A 15,947-nucleotide genomic window follows, 5' to 3' on the forward strand; every position below is an offset into this window, starting at 1 on the left:
TCCGCGCCATGCCCGATGCCCAGCACAGCCCCGCCGCCGGTTTCGCCGACATCCAAGAGCTGGTCGCCGCCGACATGGCGGCGGTCAACGACCTCATCCGGCGCCGGCTCGCCTCCGATGTCGTCCTTATCAACCAGGTCTCCGAGCACATCATCGCCGCCGGCGGCAAGCGGCTGCGGCCGATGCTGGCGATCCTGGCGGCACGCACCCTGGGCGGCGGCGGTCCGGCCGTGCACCAACTGGCGGCGATCATCGAGTTCATCCACACCTCCACCCTGCTGCACGACGACGTGGTGGACGAATCCGATCTGCGCCGCGGCCGCAAGACCGCCAACGCCCTGTGGGGCAACGCCGCCAGCGTGCTGGTCGGTGATTTCCTCTATTCGCGCAGTTTCCAGCTGATGGTGGAACTGGATTCGATGCCGGTGATGGCCGTGCTGGCCGACACCACCAACCGCATCGCCGAGGGCGAAGTGCTGCAACTGCTGCACGTCAACAATCCCGACACGGACGAGGCCGCCTACCTGCGGGTGATCGAACGCAAGACCGCGGTACTGTTCGCTGCCGCGACCCGCCTGGGCGCCCTGCTCGCCGGTGCCGGCGAGGCGGAGCAGCGGCGCCTGCACGACTACGGCCTGAACCTGGGTCTGGCCTTCCAGATCGCCGACGACGTGCTGGACTACACCGCCGACAGCGCCGACCTGGGCAAGAACCTGGGCGACGATCTCGCCGAGGGCAAGGCCACCCTGCCGCTGATCCACGCCATGGCCCACAGCGAAGCCGGCCTGCGGGCCCGCTTGCGGCAAATCGTCGAAACGGGCGACAGCAGCGCCATGCCCGAGGTGCTGGCCGCGATCGGCGCCAGTGGCGGCATCGGCTACAGCCAGGAACGTGCCCTGCACTTCGCCGGCCTGGCCGAACGCAGCCTGGACGGCCTGCCGGAGAGCGAATGGCTGCAGGCCATGCGCGGCCTGGCCCGCTACGCCGTCGTGCGCAAACACTGAGGACGATGCGCGACTTCCGCATCGCCGTCCTGGCCTCCGGCCGCGGTAGCAATCTTCGGGCCCTGCTGGATGCCATCGCCGGCGGCCGCGTCCATGCCGGGGTCGTCGGCGTGTTCTCCGACCGGCCGGGCTGCCGGGCCCTGGACCTGGCCCGCGCCGCCGGTCTGCCGGCGGTCGCGGTGTCGCCGCGCGGCTTCGCCTCGCGGGCGGCGCATGATGAAGCACTGTTCAGCGAGGTGGCCGCCGTTCAGCCCGACCTCATCGTCTGCGCCGGATACCTGCGCATCATCGGCGAAGATGCCGTGCGCAGGTTCATGCCCCGAATGATCAACATCCACCCCTCGCTGCTGCCGCACCACCCTGGCCTGGATACACATGCCCGGGTCCTGGCCGCCGGCGATCGCGAACACGGCGCCAGCGTGCACGTGGTCATCCCGGCCCTGGACGCCGGCCCGGTGCTGGCGCAGGTGCGCATCGCCGTCCGCCCGGGCGACGATCCGGCTTCGCTGGCGGCCCGGTTGCTGCCGCGCGAGCACGCCCTGCTCAGCGCCTGCGTCGGCCTGATCGCCGAAGGGCGCCTGCAGCCGGATACCGAATGCCCGCGCCTGGACGGCGTGCCGCTTCGGCGCCCGCTGCGGCTGGGCGACGACAACCACCTGCACGGAGACTGAGCCATGCACGGACTTGCGACCGCCCTGCTCGCCCTGGTCATGCTGCTGCCGACGACGGCGCCCGCGGCCACTGCGCCGCAAGCCTTCCAGGCGGACTACGACGTCTACCGCAACGGCGCCAGGGTCGGTCAGGGCAGCATCGGCCTGCGCCGCCTGCCGGATGGCCGCTGGGAAATGCTCACCCGCAGCGAGGCCGCCGGCGGCCTGGCCGGGCTTGCCGGCGTCCGGCGCGAGGAACGCTCGCTGCTGGCCTGGACCGGCCGGGGCTTCGAAACGATCGAGTACACGATGCGGCAGAAGGCCGCCTGGAAGGAACGGCAGGAATCGCTGCGGGTGGACGCGGCCGGACGGGTCGTGCGCAGTGCCTGGAAGGAGCAGCGGATGGACCTGCCCTACCGCCCGGGCGTACTGGACAGACAGGCCGTGGCAGCGGCACTGATGGCTGCGCTGGAGAATGGCAGGGAAACCGGAACACTGGGCCTGCCGGTGGCCAGCCGCGGCTCCCTGGAGCAACAGGACTACCGTTTTGCCGCCCGGGTCCGCCTGCGCACGGCGATCGGCGAGCTGCGGGCGGTAAGGGTGGAGCGCGGCGACCGCGACGGCGGCCGCCTCACCAGGATGTGGTTCGCCCGCGAGCACGGCTGGCTGCCGCTGCGGATCAAGCAGTACGAGGAAGACGGCGAAGTCGTGGACATGCGCATCGCCCGGCTCCGCGGCGACTGAGCGCCGACGCCGGAAGCCGGCCGCCGACACGTGAGGCTCAGCTCGGCAAGCGGCGGATCTTAGCGCCGAGGGAACCGAGCTTCTCCTCGATGTTCTCGTAGCCGCGGTCTATGTGATAGATGCGGTCCACGACCGTTTCGCCCTTCGCCACCAGCCCGGCAAGCACCAGCGAGGCCGATGCGCGCAGATCGGTGGCCATGATCGGCGCGCCGGTCATCTTCTCCACGCCGCGGATGATGGCCGTGTTGCCCTCCACGCGCAGGTCGGCGCCCAGCCGTTGCAGTTCGTTGAGGTGCATGAAGCGGTTCTCGAAGATGGTCTCGGTGATCACGCCCACGCCTTCGGCGATGGTGTTCAGCGCGGCGAACTGGGCCTGCATGTCGGTGGGAAAGGCCGGATAGGGCGCGGTGGTCAGGCTGACCGCCTTCGGCCGACGACCGCGCATGTCCACCTCGATGGCGTCCGCTTGCACATTCACGTGCGCCCCAGCCTCCTCGAGCTTCACCAGCACCGCGTCGAGGATGTCGGCGCGGGTCCGGCGGGCCACCACCCGGCCGCCGGTCATGGCGCCGGCGACCAGGAAGGTGCCGGTTTCGATGCGATCGGGCAGCACGTCGTAATGCACGCCTTCGAGCCGCTCCACCCCCTGCACGACGATGCGGTTGGTGCCGGCGCCTTCGATCTTCGCGCCCATGCGCACCAGGCAGTTGGCCAGGTCCACCACCTCCGGCTCCATGGCGCAGTTCTCCAGCACCGTGGTGCCCCGTGCCAGGGTCGCCGCCATCATCACGTTCTCGGTGCCGGTGACGGTGACCAGATCGAACACGTAACGGCCGCCGCGCAGGCGTTCGGCCCGGGCCTTGATGAAGCCGTTCTCCACCATGACCTCGGCGCCCAGGGCCTGCAGGCCGCGGATGTGTTGCTCGACCGGGCGGGATCCGATGGCGCAGCCGCCAGGCAGCGACACCTCGGCATGGCCAAAACGCGCCACCAGCGGTCCCAGCACCAGGATCGAGGCGCGCATGGTCTTGACCAGTTCGTAGGGCGCCACGGTGGAAGTGATGAAGCGCGGGTCGGCGGTGATGGTGAGCTTTTCGTCCACCATCAGCTGCACGCCCATGGCGCCTAACAGCTCCATGGTCGTGGTGACGTCGTGCAGGTGCGGGACGTTGCCGATCGAGATCGGCCCGTCAGCCAGCAATGTGGCGGCCAGAATGGGCAGCACGGCGTTCTTGGCGCCGGAAATCTGCACCTCGCCCTGGAGCGGCTCGCCGCCGGTGATGACGATTTTCGCCATGGTCCGCCTCAGCCCGCCCCGGCCGCTTCTTCGGGCGTGAGGGTGCGCAGCGACAGCGCGTGGATCTCGCCGCCCATCCGCTCGCCCAGGGTGGCGTAGACCATCCGGTGCCGGGCCAGCGGCAACTTGCCGGCAAAGGCGGCGCAGACGACGGTGGCTTCGAAGTGCACGCCGTCGTCGCCGCGGACATCGGCGGAGGCGCCGGGCAGGCCGGCCTCGATCAGGTGGCGGATGGTATCGGGCGTCATGGAATCGGTCGCGGAGGGTCCGGCCTCGGCGGAAGCCGGGCAGACGTTAGAATGCCGGCCATTCTAACCTCCAGCGCCCCCGGCCGTAGCCATGAGCCTGAACCCCTCCCCGCTCCCCGACAGCGACTTCACCGCCAGCGGCCGCCGGGTGCTGGAAGTCGAAACCCGGGCCCTGCAGGCCCTGCACGACCGGATCGGCCCCGACTTCGCGGCCGCCTGCCGCCTGCTGCTGGGCTGCACGGGCCGGGTGGTCTGCACCGGCATGGGCAAGTCCGGCCACATCGCCACCAAGATCGCCGCCACCCTGGCCTCGACCGGCACCCCGGCCTTCTTCCTGCACCCGGGTGAGGCCAGCCATGGCGACCTGGGCATGGTCACCGACGCCGACGTGGTGCTGGCGCTGTCCAACTCCGGCGAAAGCGACGAGATCCTGACCATCGTCCCAGCGCTCAAGCGCCAGGGCAATCCGCTGGTGGCCATGACCGGCCGCCCGCAGTCCAGCCTGGCCCGCCTGGCCGACGTGCACCTGGACGTCAGCGTGCCGGCCGAGGCCTGTCCGCTGGGCCTGGCCCCGACTTCCAGCACGACCGCCTCGCTGGCCCTGGGCGATGCCCTGGCCGTGGCCCTGCTGGAGGCCCGCGGCTTCACCGCCGAGGACTTCGCCCGTTCGCACCCGGCCGGCAGCCTGGGCCGGCGCCTGTTGCTGCACATCCGCGACGTGATGCACACCGGCGAGGACGTGCCGGTCGTCGCGGCCGACGTCAGCACCGCCGCCGCCCTGCTGGAGATGAGCCGCAAGCGGCTGGGCATGACCGCGGTGGTGGATGGCGACGGCAAGCTCTGCGGCGTCTTCACCGACGGCGACCTGCGCCGGGCCCTGGACGACGAGGACACGGACCTGCACGCCACCCCGATCAGCGCCCTGATGGGCCGTAACCCCAAGACCATCGGCGCCGAGGCCCTGGCAGTGGAGGCGGCACACCTGATGGAGGAGCACAAGATCAGCGCCCTGGTGGTGGTGGACGATCAGCGACGGGTGATAGGCGCCCTGAACATTCACGACCTGTTGCGCGCGCGGGTGGTCTGATCGCATGGTCCCGCAACCGCCTCCGGCAGCCGTGAACGAGCCATCGCTGCACGACCGCGCCGCCCGCATCCGCCTGGCCTGCTTCGATGTGGACGGCACCCTGACCGACGGCCGCCTGCACTACGACGATGCCGGCGGCGAGTCGAAATCCTTCCACGTGCTCGACGGCATGGGCCTGCGCCTGCTGGAAGACCACGGCGTCCGGGTCGCCATCATCACCGCCCGGCACAGCCAGGCGCTGGCGGCACGGGTGCGCGAGCTGCGGCTGTCACACCTGCACATGGGCGTGGACGACAAGGCCGCCTGCCTGCGCCGGCTGGCCGGGGAGTTGGGCCTGCCGCTGCAGGACACCGCGCACATGGGCGACGACCTGCCGGACTTGCCGGCCCTGCGCCTGGCGGGGCTGGCGGCGGCGCCGGCCAACGCCCACCCCTGGGTCGCCGAGTTCGTGCACTGGCGCAGCCGTGCCGCAGGCGGTGCCGGCGCGGTACGCGAGTTCTGCGACCTGTTGCTGGAGGCGCGCGGCCTGCGCGACGACATCCTGGCCCGCTTCGGCGCGAAATGAACCGGACCCGCCTCAACATCTTCCTCGGACTGAGCGCGGTGGTGCTGGTCAGCGTGGTCGCCTGGCGCCTGGCCCTGCGCGACGAGCGGCCGCCGCCGCCCGGCGACCGTTCCGAGTACGTCCTGCGCGACTACGAGCTGATCGCGCTGGACGAGCTCGGCGAAGAATCCTTCACCGTCACCGGCCCGCACCTGTACCGCGAACCGGGTGCCCGTTCGCTGCTGCTCGAGCAGCCGGTGTTCGGCTTTCCCGGCGAGAACGGCCGCTGGACGGCCCGCTCGACCACCGCCTGGGTGAGCCCCGGCGGCGACGAATTGCAGCTTCGCCAGGACGTGACCATGGTCGGACCACCTGGCGATTCCGGCCTGCGCACCCGTTTCGAGACCGGCCTGCTGTCGGTTTTTCCGGACCGGGAACAGGCCAGCAGCGAGGATCGGGTGACCGTCTCCCAGGGCGACTCTATACTGCGCGGCACCGGCCTGCGGGTGGACATGCGGGCCAAGCGTTTCCAGCTCCTCAACGATGTCGAAGGCCGATATGCGCCCAGCCGCCGCTAGCCTGCTACTGCCCCTCGCCCTGCTGCTGGCCGCGCCGGCGGCGGCCAAGTCCAGCGACCGCGACCAACCGATGGACATCAGCGCCGACCGCACCGACGCGCTGCTGGAGGACGACAGCGTCTCGACCCTGGAGGGCAACGTGAAGATCCGCCAGGGCAGCCTGGAAGTGGACGCCGACCGCGCCGAGATCCACCGGGTCGCCGGCGAGATCCGCCGTATCGTCCTGACCGGTTCGCCGGCCCGCCTGCGACAGGTCTCCGACAGCGGCGAGCCCATGGACGCCTTCGCCAACCGCATCACCTACACGCCGAACGAGGAGCTGATGCTGCTCAGCGGTGCGGTCGAGATCCGTCAGCCGCGCGGCACCCTTCGTGGCGAGACGGTGAAGTACGACATCAACACCGGTCGCCTGGACGGCGGCGGCGACGGCAGCCGGGTGAGCATGCGCATCCTGCCCAAGTCCGCCAGCGGCGACTGATGCTCACCGCGGAGGGCCTGGCCAAGACTTACCGCTCGCGCAAGGTGGTGCGCGAGTTCGGCCTGTCGCTGCGACCGGGCGAGGTGGTGGGCCTGCTTGGCCCCAACGGTGCCGGCAAGACCACCTGCTTCTACATGATCGTCGGCCTGGTCTCGGCCGACGCCGGCCGGATCCTGCTGGATGGTCGCGACATCACCGCCCTGCCCATGCACGAACGGGCCCGACGCGGCCTGGGCTACCTGCCGCAGGAAGCCTCGGTGTTCCGCAAGCTCAGTGTCGCCGACAACATCGGCGCGGTACTGGAACTGCGCCCGGACCTGGACGCGCACGGCCGCGCCCGCGAACTGTCGGCCCTGCTGGACGAATTGCAGATCGGCCACGTCGCCGGCCAGCCCGGCGCCAGTCTGTCGGGCGGGGAGCGGCGGCGGGTCGAGATCGCCCGGGCGCTGGCGGCGGCGCCGCGCTTCATGCTGCTGGACGAGCCGTTCGCCGGTGTCGATCCGATCTCCGTGGGCGAGATCCAGAAGATCGTCCGGCATCTGAAAGCGCGCGGCATCGGCGTGCTGATCACCGATCACAACGTCCGCGAAACCCTGGGCATCTGCGACCGCGCCTACATCCTCAGCGACGGTGCCGTGCTGGCCCAGGGCGCCCCCGAGGCCATCCTGGCCAACCCGGATGTCCGCCGCGTCTACCTCGGCGACGCCTTCCGCCTGTAGTCTGGCGGCCACCGCCCCCGCGGACCGCCATGAAACCCACCCTTCAGACCCGGCTTGGCCAGCAGCTCTCCCTGACGCCCCAGTTGCGCCAGGCGATCCGCTTGCTGCAGCTGTCGGCCCTGGAACTGGAGGCGGAAATCAACGCCGCCCTGGAGTCCAATCCGCTGCTGGAGCGGGAGGACGAACTGCCGATCGCGGAGGCCGTGCCGCCTGCCGACGGCAGACCGGTCGGGGAAAGCGGCCCGGAACCGGCCGGCGAGCAGGGGGAGCCGGCGGAAGGCCCGGACTACGAACCGCCCGAGCCGATGGACTGGCCCGAAGCCGGCGGCGGCGCGCCTTTCGGGGACGGCGAAACGCCCGAGGACAGCCTGGCATCGGCACCGGAGGACCTGCGGGACCATCTGCTCTGGCAACTGAGCCTGAGCCATCTGGGACCGCGTGACCTGGCCATCGGCCAGGCCCTGATCGAGGCCATCAACGAAGATGGCTACCTGGACTGCCCCTTGAGCGACATCCAGGCGGCCATTTCGCCGGAGTTCGCCGTGGAACCAGAGGAGATCGAGACCGTTCTCCACATGATCCAGCGCTTCGACCCGGTCGGCGCCGGTGCCCGCAGCCTGTCCGAATGCCTGTGTGTGCAGCTCAGCCTGCTGAGCCCGGACACCCCGGGCCTGGGTCTCGCCCGGCGCCTGTGCCGCGACCATCTGGACAGCCTTGCCAGAATCGGACCGGACCGCCTGGCCGCGCAGCTCAACGAAGATCCCGCCGCCATGGCCGAAGCGGTCGCCCTGCTGCGCTCCCTGGACCCCCGTCCGGGCGCCCAGGTGGGCGTCAGCACTCCGGAATACATCGCCCCGGACGCCATCGCCTTCCGCCAGGGCGGCACATGGAAAGTCGCCCTGGCCCCCGGCAGCCAGCCGCGCCTGGCGATCAACCGGCACTACGAACGCTTGATCGGCCGGGCCAGCCGCGAGGACGACAGCTACCTGCGCAGCCAGCTGCAGGAGGCCCGCTGGCTGATCCGCAGCCTGGAAACCCGGGCCGACACCCTGCTGAAGGTGGCCCGGGCCATCGTCCGCCAGCAACGTGGCTTCCTGGAACACGGCAGCGAGGCGATGCGGCCCCTGACCCTGCGCGAAGTGGCCGAGGAGGTCGGCCTGCACGAGTCCACGGTCTCCAGGGCCACCACCAGGAAATACCTGCGCACGCCGCGCGGCACCTTCGAATTCAAGCACTTCTTCAGCTCGGGCATCGCCACCGAGCATGGCGGCGCCGCCTCCGCCACCGCCATCCAGGCCATGCTGCGCAAGCTGATCGAGGCCGAGGACCCGCGCCAGCCACTTTCCGATCAGCGGCTGGCGGAAATCCTGAAGGCCGAGGGCATCCCCGTGGCCCGGCGAACCGTGGCAAAATACCGCGAAGCCATGAACGTCCCGTCGTCCAACGAGCGGCAGCGGCTGGGTTGAGGCCCCTCCATGGTCATTCCCGGCCCGCGCCCCTGGGGCGCCCCCCGAACCCCCTTTTGACGTCGGTCACGGCCGCCCGCCGTGACCTGTGTTCTGCTGTGGCCCGAACCGACAGGAGGAACGTGACATGCGGATCGACATCAACGGCCATCAAGTCGAGGTGACCCCTGCCCTGCGCGACTACGTGCAGGACAAGCTGGCCCGCGTCGCGCGCCACTACGATCACCACTGCGAAGCCCGGGTCATCCTGGCGGTGGACAAACTCGAGCACAAGGCCGAGGCGACCTTGGCCACTACCGGCAAGACCCTGTTCGCCGACGCCATCGCCAGCGACATGTACGCCGCCATCGACCTGCTGTCCGACAAGCTCGACCGCCTGGTGGTCAAGCAGAAGGAAAAGATGACCGACCACCACCGCGGCGAATCGGCCGCCCGTTCGGACAGCTTCGGCTGACGACCATGCATCTGCTGGACCTGCTCAGCCCGGCCCGGGTCAAGACCGGCGTGGCAGCCCTGGGCAAGAAGCGCCTGCTGGAACAGCTGGCGTCCCTGCTCGCCGCCGGCGAAGGCGGCGAGACCGAGCGGACGGTGTACGAGTCGCTGTGCGCCCGCGAGCGGCTGGGCAGCACCGGCCTGGGCCATGGCGTGGCCATCCCGCACGGCCGCAGCGCCAGGGCCGGCAGCGCCGTCGGCGCATTCGTGCGGCTGGCCGAGCCGGTGGACTTCGGCGCTCCCGACGGCCGGCCGGTGGACCTGTTCTTCGCCCTGGTCGTCCCGGAGCATTACGCCCAGCAGCACCTGCTGCTGCTCAGCCAACTGGCCGAGATGTTCGGCGACGAGGCCTTCCGGACCAGCCTGCGTGAGGCACCGGACGCTGCCGCCCTGTACGCCCTGCTGTCGGACTGGCAGGCCGCCCACGACGCCGCCGCCTGAGCCATGCCCGACCGCCTGCGCGCCCGCGAACTCTTCGAGGAACTGGGCGAACGGCTGGCGCTGCGCTGGCTGGCCGGCCAGGCCGGCGGCGACCGCGTGCTCGAGCGCGGCGAACATCTCTCGCGACGACCTTCACTGGCCGGTTACCTGAACGTCATCCACCCCAACAAGGTCCAGATCGTCGGCTCGGCCGAGCTGGCCTGGCTGGACGGCCTGGATGCGCGCACGCGCTGGGAAATCCTGCAGAAGGTGATGGAGTCGCGGCCCTTGGCCCTGGTCATCACCCAGGACCAGGCCTGCCCGGCCGACCTTCGCGACACCGCCGACGAAAGCGGCACGCCGCTCTGGGTTTCGCCCCGACGCGGCTACGAACTGCTGAATCTGCTGCAATATCACCTGGCCAGGTCGCTGGCGCCGCGAGTCACCCTGCACGGCGTGTTCATGGAGATCTACTCCATCGGCGTGCTGATCACCGGTGATTCCGGACTGGGCAAGAGCGAGCTGGCCCTCGAGCTGATCAGTCGCGGCCACCGGCTGGTGGCCGACGACGCGCCCGAGTTCACCCAGATCGCCCCCGACGTGCTCGACGGCACCTGTCCGCCGCTGCTGCAGGACCTGCTGGAAGTGCGCGGCCTGGGCGTGATGAACATCCGGCAGATGTTCGGCGACACCGCCGTCAAGCGGAACAAGTACCTGCGCCTGGTGGTCAACCTGGTGCGGGCGCCGGAACCCAGCAACGAAGCGATGGCGCGCATCACCGGCGAATCGCACAGCCGCCAGGTGCTCGACCTGGAGGTGCCGGTGATAGAGCTGCCGGTGGCGGCCGGGCGCAACCTGGCGGTGCTGACCGAAGCCGCGGTGCGCCTGCACCTGCTGCGCGCCAAGGGCATGGACCCGGCGGCCGCCTTCCTGGCGCGCCACAGCGCCTTCCTTCAGCAGGGAGAACCCGGATGAGCGACCCGAGCCGGCCGATCCTGATCGTGGTCAGCGGCATGTCCGGATCCGGCAAGACCGTGGCGCTGAACACGCTCGAGGATCTGGACTTCTATTGCACCGACAACCTGCCGGTGGAACTGCTGCCGCGCTTCGTGCAGAGCGTGACGCGCGCCGGCCGCGGCCAGCAGCGGCTGGCGGTCGGCATCGACGTGCGCAACCGCGCGCCCGACCTGTCCAGGATCCCGGACATGCTGTCGGAGGTGGGGGCGCTGGGCTTCGACCATCGGCTGGTGTTCTTCGACACCCGCGACGAGGTGCTGATCAAGCGCTACTCCGACACCCGGCGCAAGCATCCGCTCAGCCACGAGGGGCTGGCCCTGGCCGACGCCATCGTGCTGGAACGCCAGGCCATGCGGCCACTGCGGGCGATCGCCGACGTGGTGATGGACACGTCGGAAATGAACGTGCACCAGATGCGCCGGCAGGTGATCACCGAACTGGGCATCGGCATGCTGCAGGGCATGTCGCTGCTTTTCGAGTCCTTCGCCTTCAAGCGCGGCCTGCCGGCCGACGCCGATTTCGTCTTCGATGCCCGCGCCCTCCCCAATCCGCACTGGGATGCGCGCCTGCGGCCGCTCTCCGGCCGTGACCAGGCGGTGCGCGAGCATCTGGAGCGCGATCCGAAAGTGCAGGAGTTCGTGGCCCAGGTTGCCGCCTTCCTGGACACCTGGCTGCCGCGCTTCGAAGCCGAGACCCGCAGCTACCTCACCATCGCCTTCGGCTGCACCGGCGGCCGCCACCGCTCGGTCTACCTGGCCGAGCGGCTGGCCGAACATTGCCGCGCGAGCGGCCGCGAGGGCGTTCTCACCTATCATCGCGAACTCGAATAGCCCGGAACGGACGAACCGGTTCCGGAAGTGGCCCGCGCCGGTCGCCGGCGGATGCGCGGCCCTCAGGCGCGCCGCAACCAGCGCTCGATGCCGTCGCGGTCGTGCGCGCGCAACAGGCTGGCCGCCCGTCGGCGCAGGCGGGCGAAGTCGCAGGCGCGTACTGCCCGCCGCACCTCCAGCAAGGTCGAAGGGTGCAGGCTGAAGTCGCGCAGGCCCAGGGCCAGCAACAAGGGGACGTTGGCCGGATCGCCGGCCATTTCGCCGCAGACCGCCACCGGCACGCTGCGCCGACGGCCGTAGGCGAACAGCTCCGACAGCACGCGCAGCACCGCCGGATGGCGCGGGGTGTACAACCCGGACAACAGCTCGTGATTGCGGTCCACCGCCAGCAGGTACTGCACCAGGTCGTTGGTGCCGACCGAGACGAAGTCCAGCAGGTCGACGAAGTCCGGCAGCGCCAGCGCCGCCGCCGGCACCTCGATCATCGCGCCCAGCTCGATCCGGCGGCCGGCCTGCTGGTCGCGGGCCTCCAGGTCCAGCCGGGCGCGTTCCAGCAGCCGGGTGACCTGGAGCATCTCCTCGCGGCTGCCGATCATCGGCACCAGCAGCCGCACCGGCCCATAGGCGGCGGCACGCAGGATGGCGCGCAACTGGGTCAGGAACAGCTCGGGGTGGGCCAGCGACAGGCGCACGCCGCGCAGGCCCAGGGCAGGGTTGGGTTCGCCGCGCAGGGACAGGCCGGTGTGGTCGGCCTTGTCGGCGCCGAGGTCGAGCGTGCGGATCGTGACCGGACGTCCGGCCATCCCCAGCACCAGGTCGCGATAGGCCAGGAACTGTTCCTCCTCGTCGGGCAGTTCGCGCCGGCGCAGGAACAGGAATTCGGTACGGTACAGGCCGATGCCGTCGGCACCCAGGGCGTGCGCCTCGGCGACGTCCTCGCGCGATTCGGCGTTGGCGAACAGGCGGATGTCCACGCCGTCGCGGGTGCGGGTGCGGCGATGACGCAACTTGGCCAGCTGCGCCTGCTCCCTGGCCAGGCGCTCGCGTTCGGCGTGATAGCGGCGCAGATCGTCGGCATCCGGCTCCAGCACCAGCTCGCCGCTGCCGCCGTCCAGCATCAGCGCGTCGCCGTCATTGGCCTGGGCCAGCAACTCGCCGGCGCCCAGCACCATGGGCATGTGCAGGCTTCGGGCCAGGATCGCCGCGTGCGACAGCGGACTGCCGCTGGCCGCGACCACCGCGACCACGCCGCGGGACTGCAGCTCGGCCAGTTCCGATGGCGCCACCGACTCGCAGACCATGATCTCGCCGGCCAGACCGGTGCGGGCGTCGCCGGCGCGTTTGTGCAGGGCGGCGTGCACGCGGCCGATCACGTGGTCCAGATCCTCGCGCCGGCTGCGGAAATAGTCGTCATCCATGGCCTCGAACACGGCCGCCAGGCGATCGCGTTGCAGCTTCAGGGCGTAGTCGGCGCCGTAGCGGCCGGTGGCGATCAGGTCGTCCAGGCCCTGCAACAGCTCAGGGTCGTCCAGGATCATGGCGTGCAGGTCGAGGAATTCGCCGACCTCGTGCGCCAGGGCCCCATGCAGACGCCGGCGCAGGCCGGCCAGCTCCTCGCGAGCGGCATCGAGGGCGCGGTGCAGGCGACGCAGCTCGCCGGGGATCTCTTCGGCGGCGATGCGAGTTTCCTCGACCACCAGCCCCTGCGGCTGGCGGACGCGCACCCGGCCCAGCGCGATGCCCCGCGAAGCCCCCTGGCCATGCAGGGCCCGTCGCATCAGTCGTCCTCGTCGAAACGGCGTTCGAACAGGGCGACCGCGGCGGCCAGGGCCTCGGCCTCGTCCTCGCCATCGGCACGCATCACCAGGGTCGAGCCCGGCGCGGCGGCCAGCAGCAATACCCCCATGATGCTCTTGGCGTTGACTTCGCGGCCGCGGCCGAGCAGGGTCACCTGCGCCTTGAAGGCCGACAGCACCTGCACCAGCTTTGCGGCCGCGCGCGCGTGCAGACCCAGCCGGTTGCTCACCTTGAGTTCGCGTTCAAGCATCGTCCACCACCACGCCGTTGCGGCCGCCGGCCGCGGCGGTGCGGGCCAGTTCGTCCAGGTCTTGTTCGGGATAGTTCTGTGCCCGCAGCAGCATCGGCAGGGACAGGCCGCTGACCCGACGCGCCGGCGTACCCAGTCGTGCCAGTCCGGCAGCCACCCGGGCCGGCGTGGCGCCGTACAGGTCCACCAGCAGCAGCACGCCGTCGCCGCCGTCCACCCTGCGCAAGGCGGCGCTGGCCGCGGGCAGGACGGCATCGGGATCGGCATCCCAGCCGACTTCGAATGCCTCGGTCGGCAGCGGCAGACGACCCAGCAGACGTCGGGCAGCGACCAGCAGGGGCTGGCCGATGCCTTCATGGCTCACTAGCAGGATGCCGACCGACATGCCGGAACATTAGCAGGTCGGAGCCGTGCTCCGGCAGGGCATGGCGAACCGGCATAATACGCCGTCCTCGAAGGGAGCCGACCGATGGCCGAAGCCGTTCGCCACGACAAGACCGCGCGCCAGTTGCGCCTGCTCTCGGACGCGCTGGACACCGGCCGGCTCGGTCCGGTGCGGCGGCTGGTCAACACCCTGAGTCCGGCCGAGATCGGCAACCTGCTCGAATCCCTGCCTCCGGCCAAGCGTGCCATCGTCTGGGGCCTGGTGGATCCGGAGGACGACGGCGAAGTGCTGGTGCACGTCGGTGAGGACGTGCGCGAAAGCCTGCTGGCCGAGATGGATCCCGACGAGATCGTCGCGGCTGTCGGCGACCTGGACATCGACGACCTGGCCGAGCTGGCCGAAGACCTGCCGGATACGGTCATCGACGAAGTCCTCAAGTCCATGGACCGGGAGAACCGGGAGCGCCTGGAACAGGTGCTGTCCTATCCGGAGGACACCGCCGGCCGTCTGATGGATCCGGACGTGATCACCGTGCGTACCGACGTCACCGTGGACGTGGTGCTGCGCTACCTGCGCCTGCGCGGCGAGATTCCCGATCACACCGACCACCTGTTCGTGGTCAGCCGGCGGCACCAGTACCTGGGCCGGATATCCATCGCCGCCCTGCTCACCCATTCGCCGTCAACGCCGATCAACGAGCTGTTCGACGACGAGCAGCCGGCCATCCCGGTGGACACGCCGGCCGACGAGGTCGCCAGCCTGTTCTCCGACCACGACTGGATCTCGGCGCCGGTGGTGGACGAGAACAACATCCTGCTTGGCCGCATCACCATCGACGACGTGGTGGACATCATTCGCGAGCAGGCCGAGCACCAGGCCCTCAGCGCCGCCGGCCTGGACGAGGACGAGGACATGTTCAGCCCGGTGCCGCGGGCGGCCTGGCGGCGCCTGCCCTGGCTGGCGATCAACCTCGCCACCGCCTTTCTCGCCGCCAGCGTGGTCGGCCGCTTCGAGGACACGATCGAGAAGATCGTCGCCCTGGCGGTGCTGATGCCGATCGTTGCCGGCATGGGCGGCAACGCCGGCACCCAGGTGCTGGCGCTGATGGTGCGTGGCCTGGCACTCGGCCAGGTCAGCCGCGCCAACGCCGCCCTGCTGCTGTGGAAGGAAACCCGGGTGGCAGTTCTCAACGGCCTCGCCCTGGGCGCCATACTGGCGCTCGTGGTCTGGCTGTGGTTCGGCGATTGGCAGCTGTCGGCGGTGATCTTCGCCGCCCTGGTCGCCAACCTGCTGTTCGCCAGCCTGGCCGGGGTACTGGTGCCGCTGACGCTCAAGCGGCTGGGCTTCGACCCGGCCCTGGCCAGCTCCATCTTCCTGACCACGGTGACCGACGTGATGGGCTTCTTCTGCTTCCTGGGCCTGGCCACCCTGGTGCTGCTGGGCTGAGATGGACACCGCCGTCATCCGCACCGTCGCAGCGGTGATCCGCGACGCCGGCGGCCGCGTCCTGCTGGTGCGCAAGCGCGGTACGTCCACCTTCATACAGCCCGGTGGCAAGCGCGAGCCGGGCGAGGACGCGTGGGCGACGCTTGCGCGCGAACTGGACGAGGAAATCGGCGTCGGCCTGCGCGGCGAACCGCTGCCGTTGGGCGAATTCGAGGACGTGGCGGTGAACGAACCGGGGTGGCGGGTGCGGGCCGAGGTCTTTCTGGTGGAGGTGGAAGGCGAGCCCGAGGCCGGTGCCGAGATCGAGGAGCTGGCCTGGGTGGATCCGGCCGATCCCGGCGACCGGATCATCGCCCCGCTGTCGCGCGACCGGATCCTGCCGGCGGTAGCCAGCCTCGCCGCCGGCCAAGCCCTGCCGGTGCCGCCCGGTCCGCCGCGGTCCGCCAGTCCGCCCGGCGAAGGCGCGCACTTACTGCCGATCCCGCGGCCGATCGC

The 15,947-nt window shown here is 70.5% G+C and carries 19 protein-coding genes and 1 pseudogene; 15 read left to right on the top strand and 5 right to left on the bottom strand.

The genetic code is table 11. The features are described from left to right. Window positions 1-8: 8 nt before the first annotated feature. From F0415_RS06295 to F0415_RS06305, 3 genes are read left to right on the top strand one after another with little or no spacing between them, the layout of a single operon-like run. The gene (locus F0415_RS06295) at window positions 9-1,004 is read left to right on the top strand and encodes a polyprenyl synthetase family protein (protein WP_149860360.1); all 996 of its coding nucleotides are present in this window, start codon (window positions 9-11) and stop codon (window positions 1,002-1,004) included. A 5-nt stretch (window positions 1,005-1,009) separates the two neighbouring features. After that, a complete protein-coding gene (purN, locus tag F0415_RS06300) occupies window positions 1,010-1,675 on the top strand; it encodes a phosphoribosylglycinamide formyltransferase (RefSeq protein ID WP_149860361.1) in 666 nt (221 codons plus the stop codon). 3 nt (window positions 1,676-1,678) lie between these two features. Next, a complete protein-coding gene (locus F0415_RS06305) occupies window positions 1,679-2,398 on the top strand; it encodes a DUF3108 domain-containing protein (RefSeq protein WP_149860362.1) in 720 nt (239 codons plus the stop codon). A gap of 37 nt (window positions 2,399-2,435) precedes the next feature. Here F0415_RS06305 and murA read toward each other — a convergent pair whose 3' ends face one another. Further along, window positions 2,436-3,695: a UDP-N-acetylglucosamine 1-carboxyvinyltransferase gene (gene murA, locus F0415_RS06310; protein WP_149860363.1), complete on the bottom strand. Its 1,260-nt coding sequence runs from the start codon at window positions 3,693-3,695 to the stop codon at window positions 2,436-2,438. Between the two features lie 8 nt (window positions 3,696-3,703). After that, complete coding sequence (locus F0415_RS06315) at window positions 3,704-3,943, bottom strand: BolA family protein (protein WP_149860364.1); 240 nt, start codon at window positions 3,941-3,943, stop codon at window positions 3,704-3,706. A 91-nt stretch (window positions 3,944-4,034) separates the two neighbouring features. On the opposite strand from F0415_RS06315, the gene F0415_RS06320 reads away from it, so the two are divergent. The 10 genes from F0415_RS06320 (at window position 4,035) to rapZ (ending at window position 11,574) form a co-directional block, all read left to right on the top strand. Next, window positions 4,035-5,030, top strand: a complete 996-nt coding sequence (locus F0415_RS06320) for a KpsF/GutQ family sugar-phosphate isomerase (RefSeq protein WP_149860365.1) — start codon at window positions 4,035-4,037, stop codon at window positions 5,028-5,030. Between the two features lie 4 nt (window positions 5,031-5,034). Beyond that, window positions 5,035-5,595: a KdsC family phosphatase gene (locus F0415_RS06325; RefSeq protein ID WP_149860366.1), complete on the top strand. Its 561-nt coding sequence runs from the start codon at window positions 5,035-5,037 to the stop codon at window positions 5,593-5,595. Next, window positions 5,592-6,152: an LPS export ABC transporter periplasmic protein LptC gene (gene lptC, locus F0415_RS06330; RefSeq protein ID WP_149860367.1), complete on the top strand. Its 561-nt coding sequence runs from the start codon at window positions 5,592-5,594 to the stop codon at window positions 6,150-6,152. Before F0415_RS06325 ends, lptC begins: the two co-directional genes overlap by 4 nt. Beyond that, complete coding sequence (lptA, locus tag F0415_RS06335) at window positions 6,133-6,630, top strand: lipopolysaccharide transport periplasmic protein LptA (RefSeq protein ID WP_188310312.1); 498 nt, start codon at window positions 6,133-6,135, stop codon at window positions 6,628-6,630. The genes lptC and lptA overlap by 20 nt, the downstream gene beginning before the upstream one ends. Next, entirely contained in the window at window positions 6,630-7,349 is a 720-nt protein-coding gene (gene lptB, locus F0415_RS06340) for an LPS export ABC transporter ATP-binding protein (RefSeq protein WP_149860369.1), read from the top strand. The genes lptA and lptB overlap by 1 nt, the downstream gene beginning before the upstream one ends. 29 nt (window positions 7,350-7,378) lie before the next feature. Further along, window positions 7,379-8,815 (top strand): RNA polymerase factor sigma-54, encoded by a 1,437-nt coding sequence (locus tag F0415_RS06345; protein ID WP_149860370.1) that lies wholly within the window; start codon window positions 7,379-7,381, stop codon window positions 8,813-8,815. Window positions 8,816-8,942: 127 nt separating this feature from the next. Next, a complete protein-coding gene (gene hpf / locus F0415_RS06350; RefSeq protein WP_149860371.1) occupies window positions 8,943-9,269 on the top strand; it encodes a ribosome hibernation-promoting factor, HPF/YfiA family in 327 nt (108 codons plus the stop codon). 5 nt (window positions 9,270-9,274) lie between these two features. Beyond that, the gene (locus F0415_RS06355; RefSeq protein ID WP_149860372.1) at window positions 9,275-9,748 is read left to right on the top strand and encodes a PTS sugar transporter subunit IIA; all 474 of its coding nucleotides are present in this window, start codon (window positions 9,275-9,277) and stop codon (window positions 9,746-9,748) included. A gap of 3 nt (window positions 9,749-9,751) precedes the next feature. After that, on the top strand, window positions 9,752-10,702 hold the full coding sequence (gene hprK / locus F0415_RS06360) for an HPr(Ser) kinase/phosphatase (protein WP_149860373.1): 951 nt from the start codon (window positions 9,752-9,754) through the stop codon (window positions 10,700-10,702). After that, complete coding sequence (gene rapZ, locus F0415_RS06365; protein WP_149860374.1) at window positions 10,699-11,574, top strand: RNase adapter RapZ; 876 nt, start codon at window positions 10,699-10,701, stop codon at window positions 11,572-11,574. The genes hprK and rapZ overlap by 4 nt, the downstream gene beginning before the upstream one ends. Window positions 11,575-11,636: 62 nt before the next feature. Here the strand turns inward: rapZ and ptsP are convergent, their stop codons facing one another. Genes ptsP through F0415_RS06380 form a run of 3 tightly spaced genes read right to left on the bottom strand, consistent with a single transcriptional unit; the run spans window position 11,637 to window position 14,006 of the window. After that, complete coding sequence (gene ptsP, locus F0415_RS06370) at window positions 11,637-13,352, bottom strand: phosphoenolpyruvate--protein phosphotransferase (RefSeq protein ID WP_149860375.1); 1,716 nt, start codon at window positions 13,350-13,352, stop codon at window positions 11,637-11,639. After that, window positions 13,352-13,621, bottom strand: a complete 270-nt coding sequence (locus tag F0415_RS06375) for an HPr family phosphocarrier protein (RefSeq protein WP_149860376.1) — start codon at window positions 13,619-13,621, stop codon at window positions 13,352-13,354. Before F0415_RS06375 ends, ptsP begins: the two co-directional genes overlap by 1 nt. Beyond that, window positions 13,614-14,006: a PTS sugar transporter subunit IIA gene (locus F0415_RS06380; protein WP_149860377.1), complete on the bottom strand. Its 393-nt coding sequence runs from the start codon at window positions 14,004-14,006 to the stop codon at window positions 13,614-13,616. The genes F0415_RS06375 and F0415_RS06380 overlap by 8 nt, the downstream gene beginning before the upstream one ends. Window positions 14,007-14,090: 84 nt before the next feature. Between F0415_RS06380 and mgtE the strand changes: the two genes are divergently transcribed. Then, window positions 14,091-15,452, top strand: coding sequence for a magnesium transporter (gene mgtE / locus F0415_RS06385; RefSeq protein ID WP_149860378.1), 1,362 nt, complete (start codon window positions 14,091-14,093; stop codon window positions 15,450-15,452). Between the two features lies 1 nt (window position 15,453). After that, window positions 15,454-15,846: pseudogene (locus tag F0415_RS06390) on the top strand (NUDIX hydrolase); the annotation flags it as partial. Between the last annotated feature and the right edge of the window lie 101 nt (window positions 15,847-15,947).

It is taken from the genome of Arenimonas fontis (assembly GCF_008386465.1).
In the GTDB taxonomy this organism is placed as follows: Bacteria; Pseudomonadota; Gammaproteobacteria; order Xanthomonadales; family Xanthomonadaceae; genus Arenimonas; species Arenimonas fontis.

Bases quoted from the DNA above. Each gene is read 5' to 3' on its own strand.
- F0415_RS06295 (WP_149860360.1), top strand. From the start codon at position 9: ATGCCCGATGCCCAGCACAGCCCCGCCGCCGGTTTCGCCGACATCCAA.
- purN (WP_149860361.1), top strand. From the start codon at position 1,010: ATGCGCGACTTCCGCATCGCCGTCCTGGCCTCCGGCCGCGGTAGCAAT.
- F0415_RS06305 (WP_149860362.1), top strand. From the start codon at position 1,679: ATGCACGGACTTGCGACCGCCCTGCTCGCCCTGGTCATGCTGCTGCCG.
- murA (WP_149860363.1), bottom strand. From the start codon at position 3,695: ATGGCGAAAATCGTCATCACCGGCGGCGAGCCGCTCCAGGGCGAGGTG.
- F0415_RS06315 (WP_149860364.1), bottom strand. From the start codon at position 3,943: ATGACGCCCGATACCATCCGCCACCTGATCGAGGCCGGCCTGCCCGGC.
- F0415_RS06320 (WP_149860365.1), top strand. From the start codon at position 4,035: ATGAGCCTGAACCCCTCCCCGCTCCCCGACAGCGACTTCACCGCCAGC.
- F0415_RS06325 (WP_149860366.1), top strand. From the start codon at position 5,035: ATGGTCCCGCAACCGCCTCCGGCAGCCGTGAACGAGCCATCGCTGCAC.
- lptC (WP_149860367.1), top strand. From the start codon at position 5,592: ATGAACCGGACCCGCCTCAACATCTTCCTCGGACTGAGCGCGGTGGTG.
- lptA (WP_188310312.1), top strand. From the start codon at position 6,133: ATGCGCCCAGCCGCCGCTAGCCTGCTACTGCCCCTCGCCCTGCTGCTG.
- lptB (WP_149860369.1), top strand. From the start codon at position 6,630: ATGCTCACCGCGGAGGGCCTGGCCAAGACTTACCGCTCGCGCAAGGTG.
- F0415_RS06345 (WP_149860370.1), top strand. From the start codon at position 7,379: ATGAAACCCACCCTTCAGACCCGGCTTGGCCAGCAGCTCTCCCTGACG.
- hpf (WP_149860371.1), top strand. From the start codon at position 8,943: ATGCGGATCGACATCAACGGCCATCAAGTCGAGGTGACCCCTGCCCTG.
- F0415_RS06355 (WP_149860372.1), top strand. From the start codon at position 9,275: ATGCATCTGCTGGACCTGCTCAGCCCGGCCCGGGTCAAGACCGGCGTG.
- hprK (WP_149860373.1), top strand. From the start codon at position 9,752: ATGCCCGACCGCCTGCGCGCCCGCGAACTCTTCGAGGAACTGGGCGAA.
- rapZ (WP_149860374.1), top strand. From the start codon at position 10,699: ATGAGCGACCCGAGCCGGCCGATCCTGATCGTGGTCAGCGGCATGTCC.
- ptsP (WP_149860375.1), bottom strand. From the start codon at position 13,352: ATGCGACGGGCCCTGCATGGCCAGGGGGCTTCGCGGGGCATCGCGCTG.
- F0415_RS06375 (WP_149860376.1), bottom strand. From the start codon at position 13,621: ATGCTTGAACGCGAACTCAAGGTGAGCAACCGGCTGGGTCTGCACGCG.
- F0415_RS06380 (WP_149860377.1), bottom strand. From the start codon at position 14,006: ATGTCGGTCGGCATCCTGCTAGTGAGCCATGAAGGCATCGGCCAGCCC.
- mgtE (WP_149860378.1), top strand. From the start codon at position 14,091: ATGGCCGAAGCCGTTCGCCACGACAAGACCGCGCGCCAGTTGCGCCTG.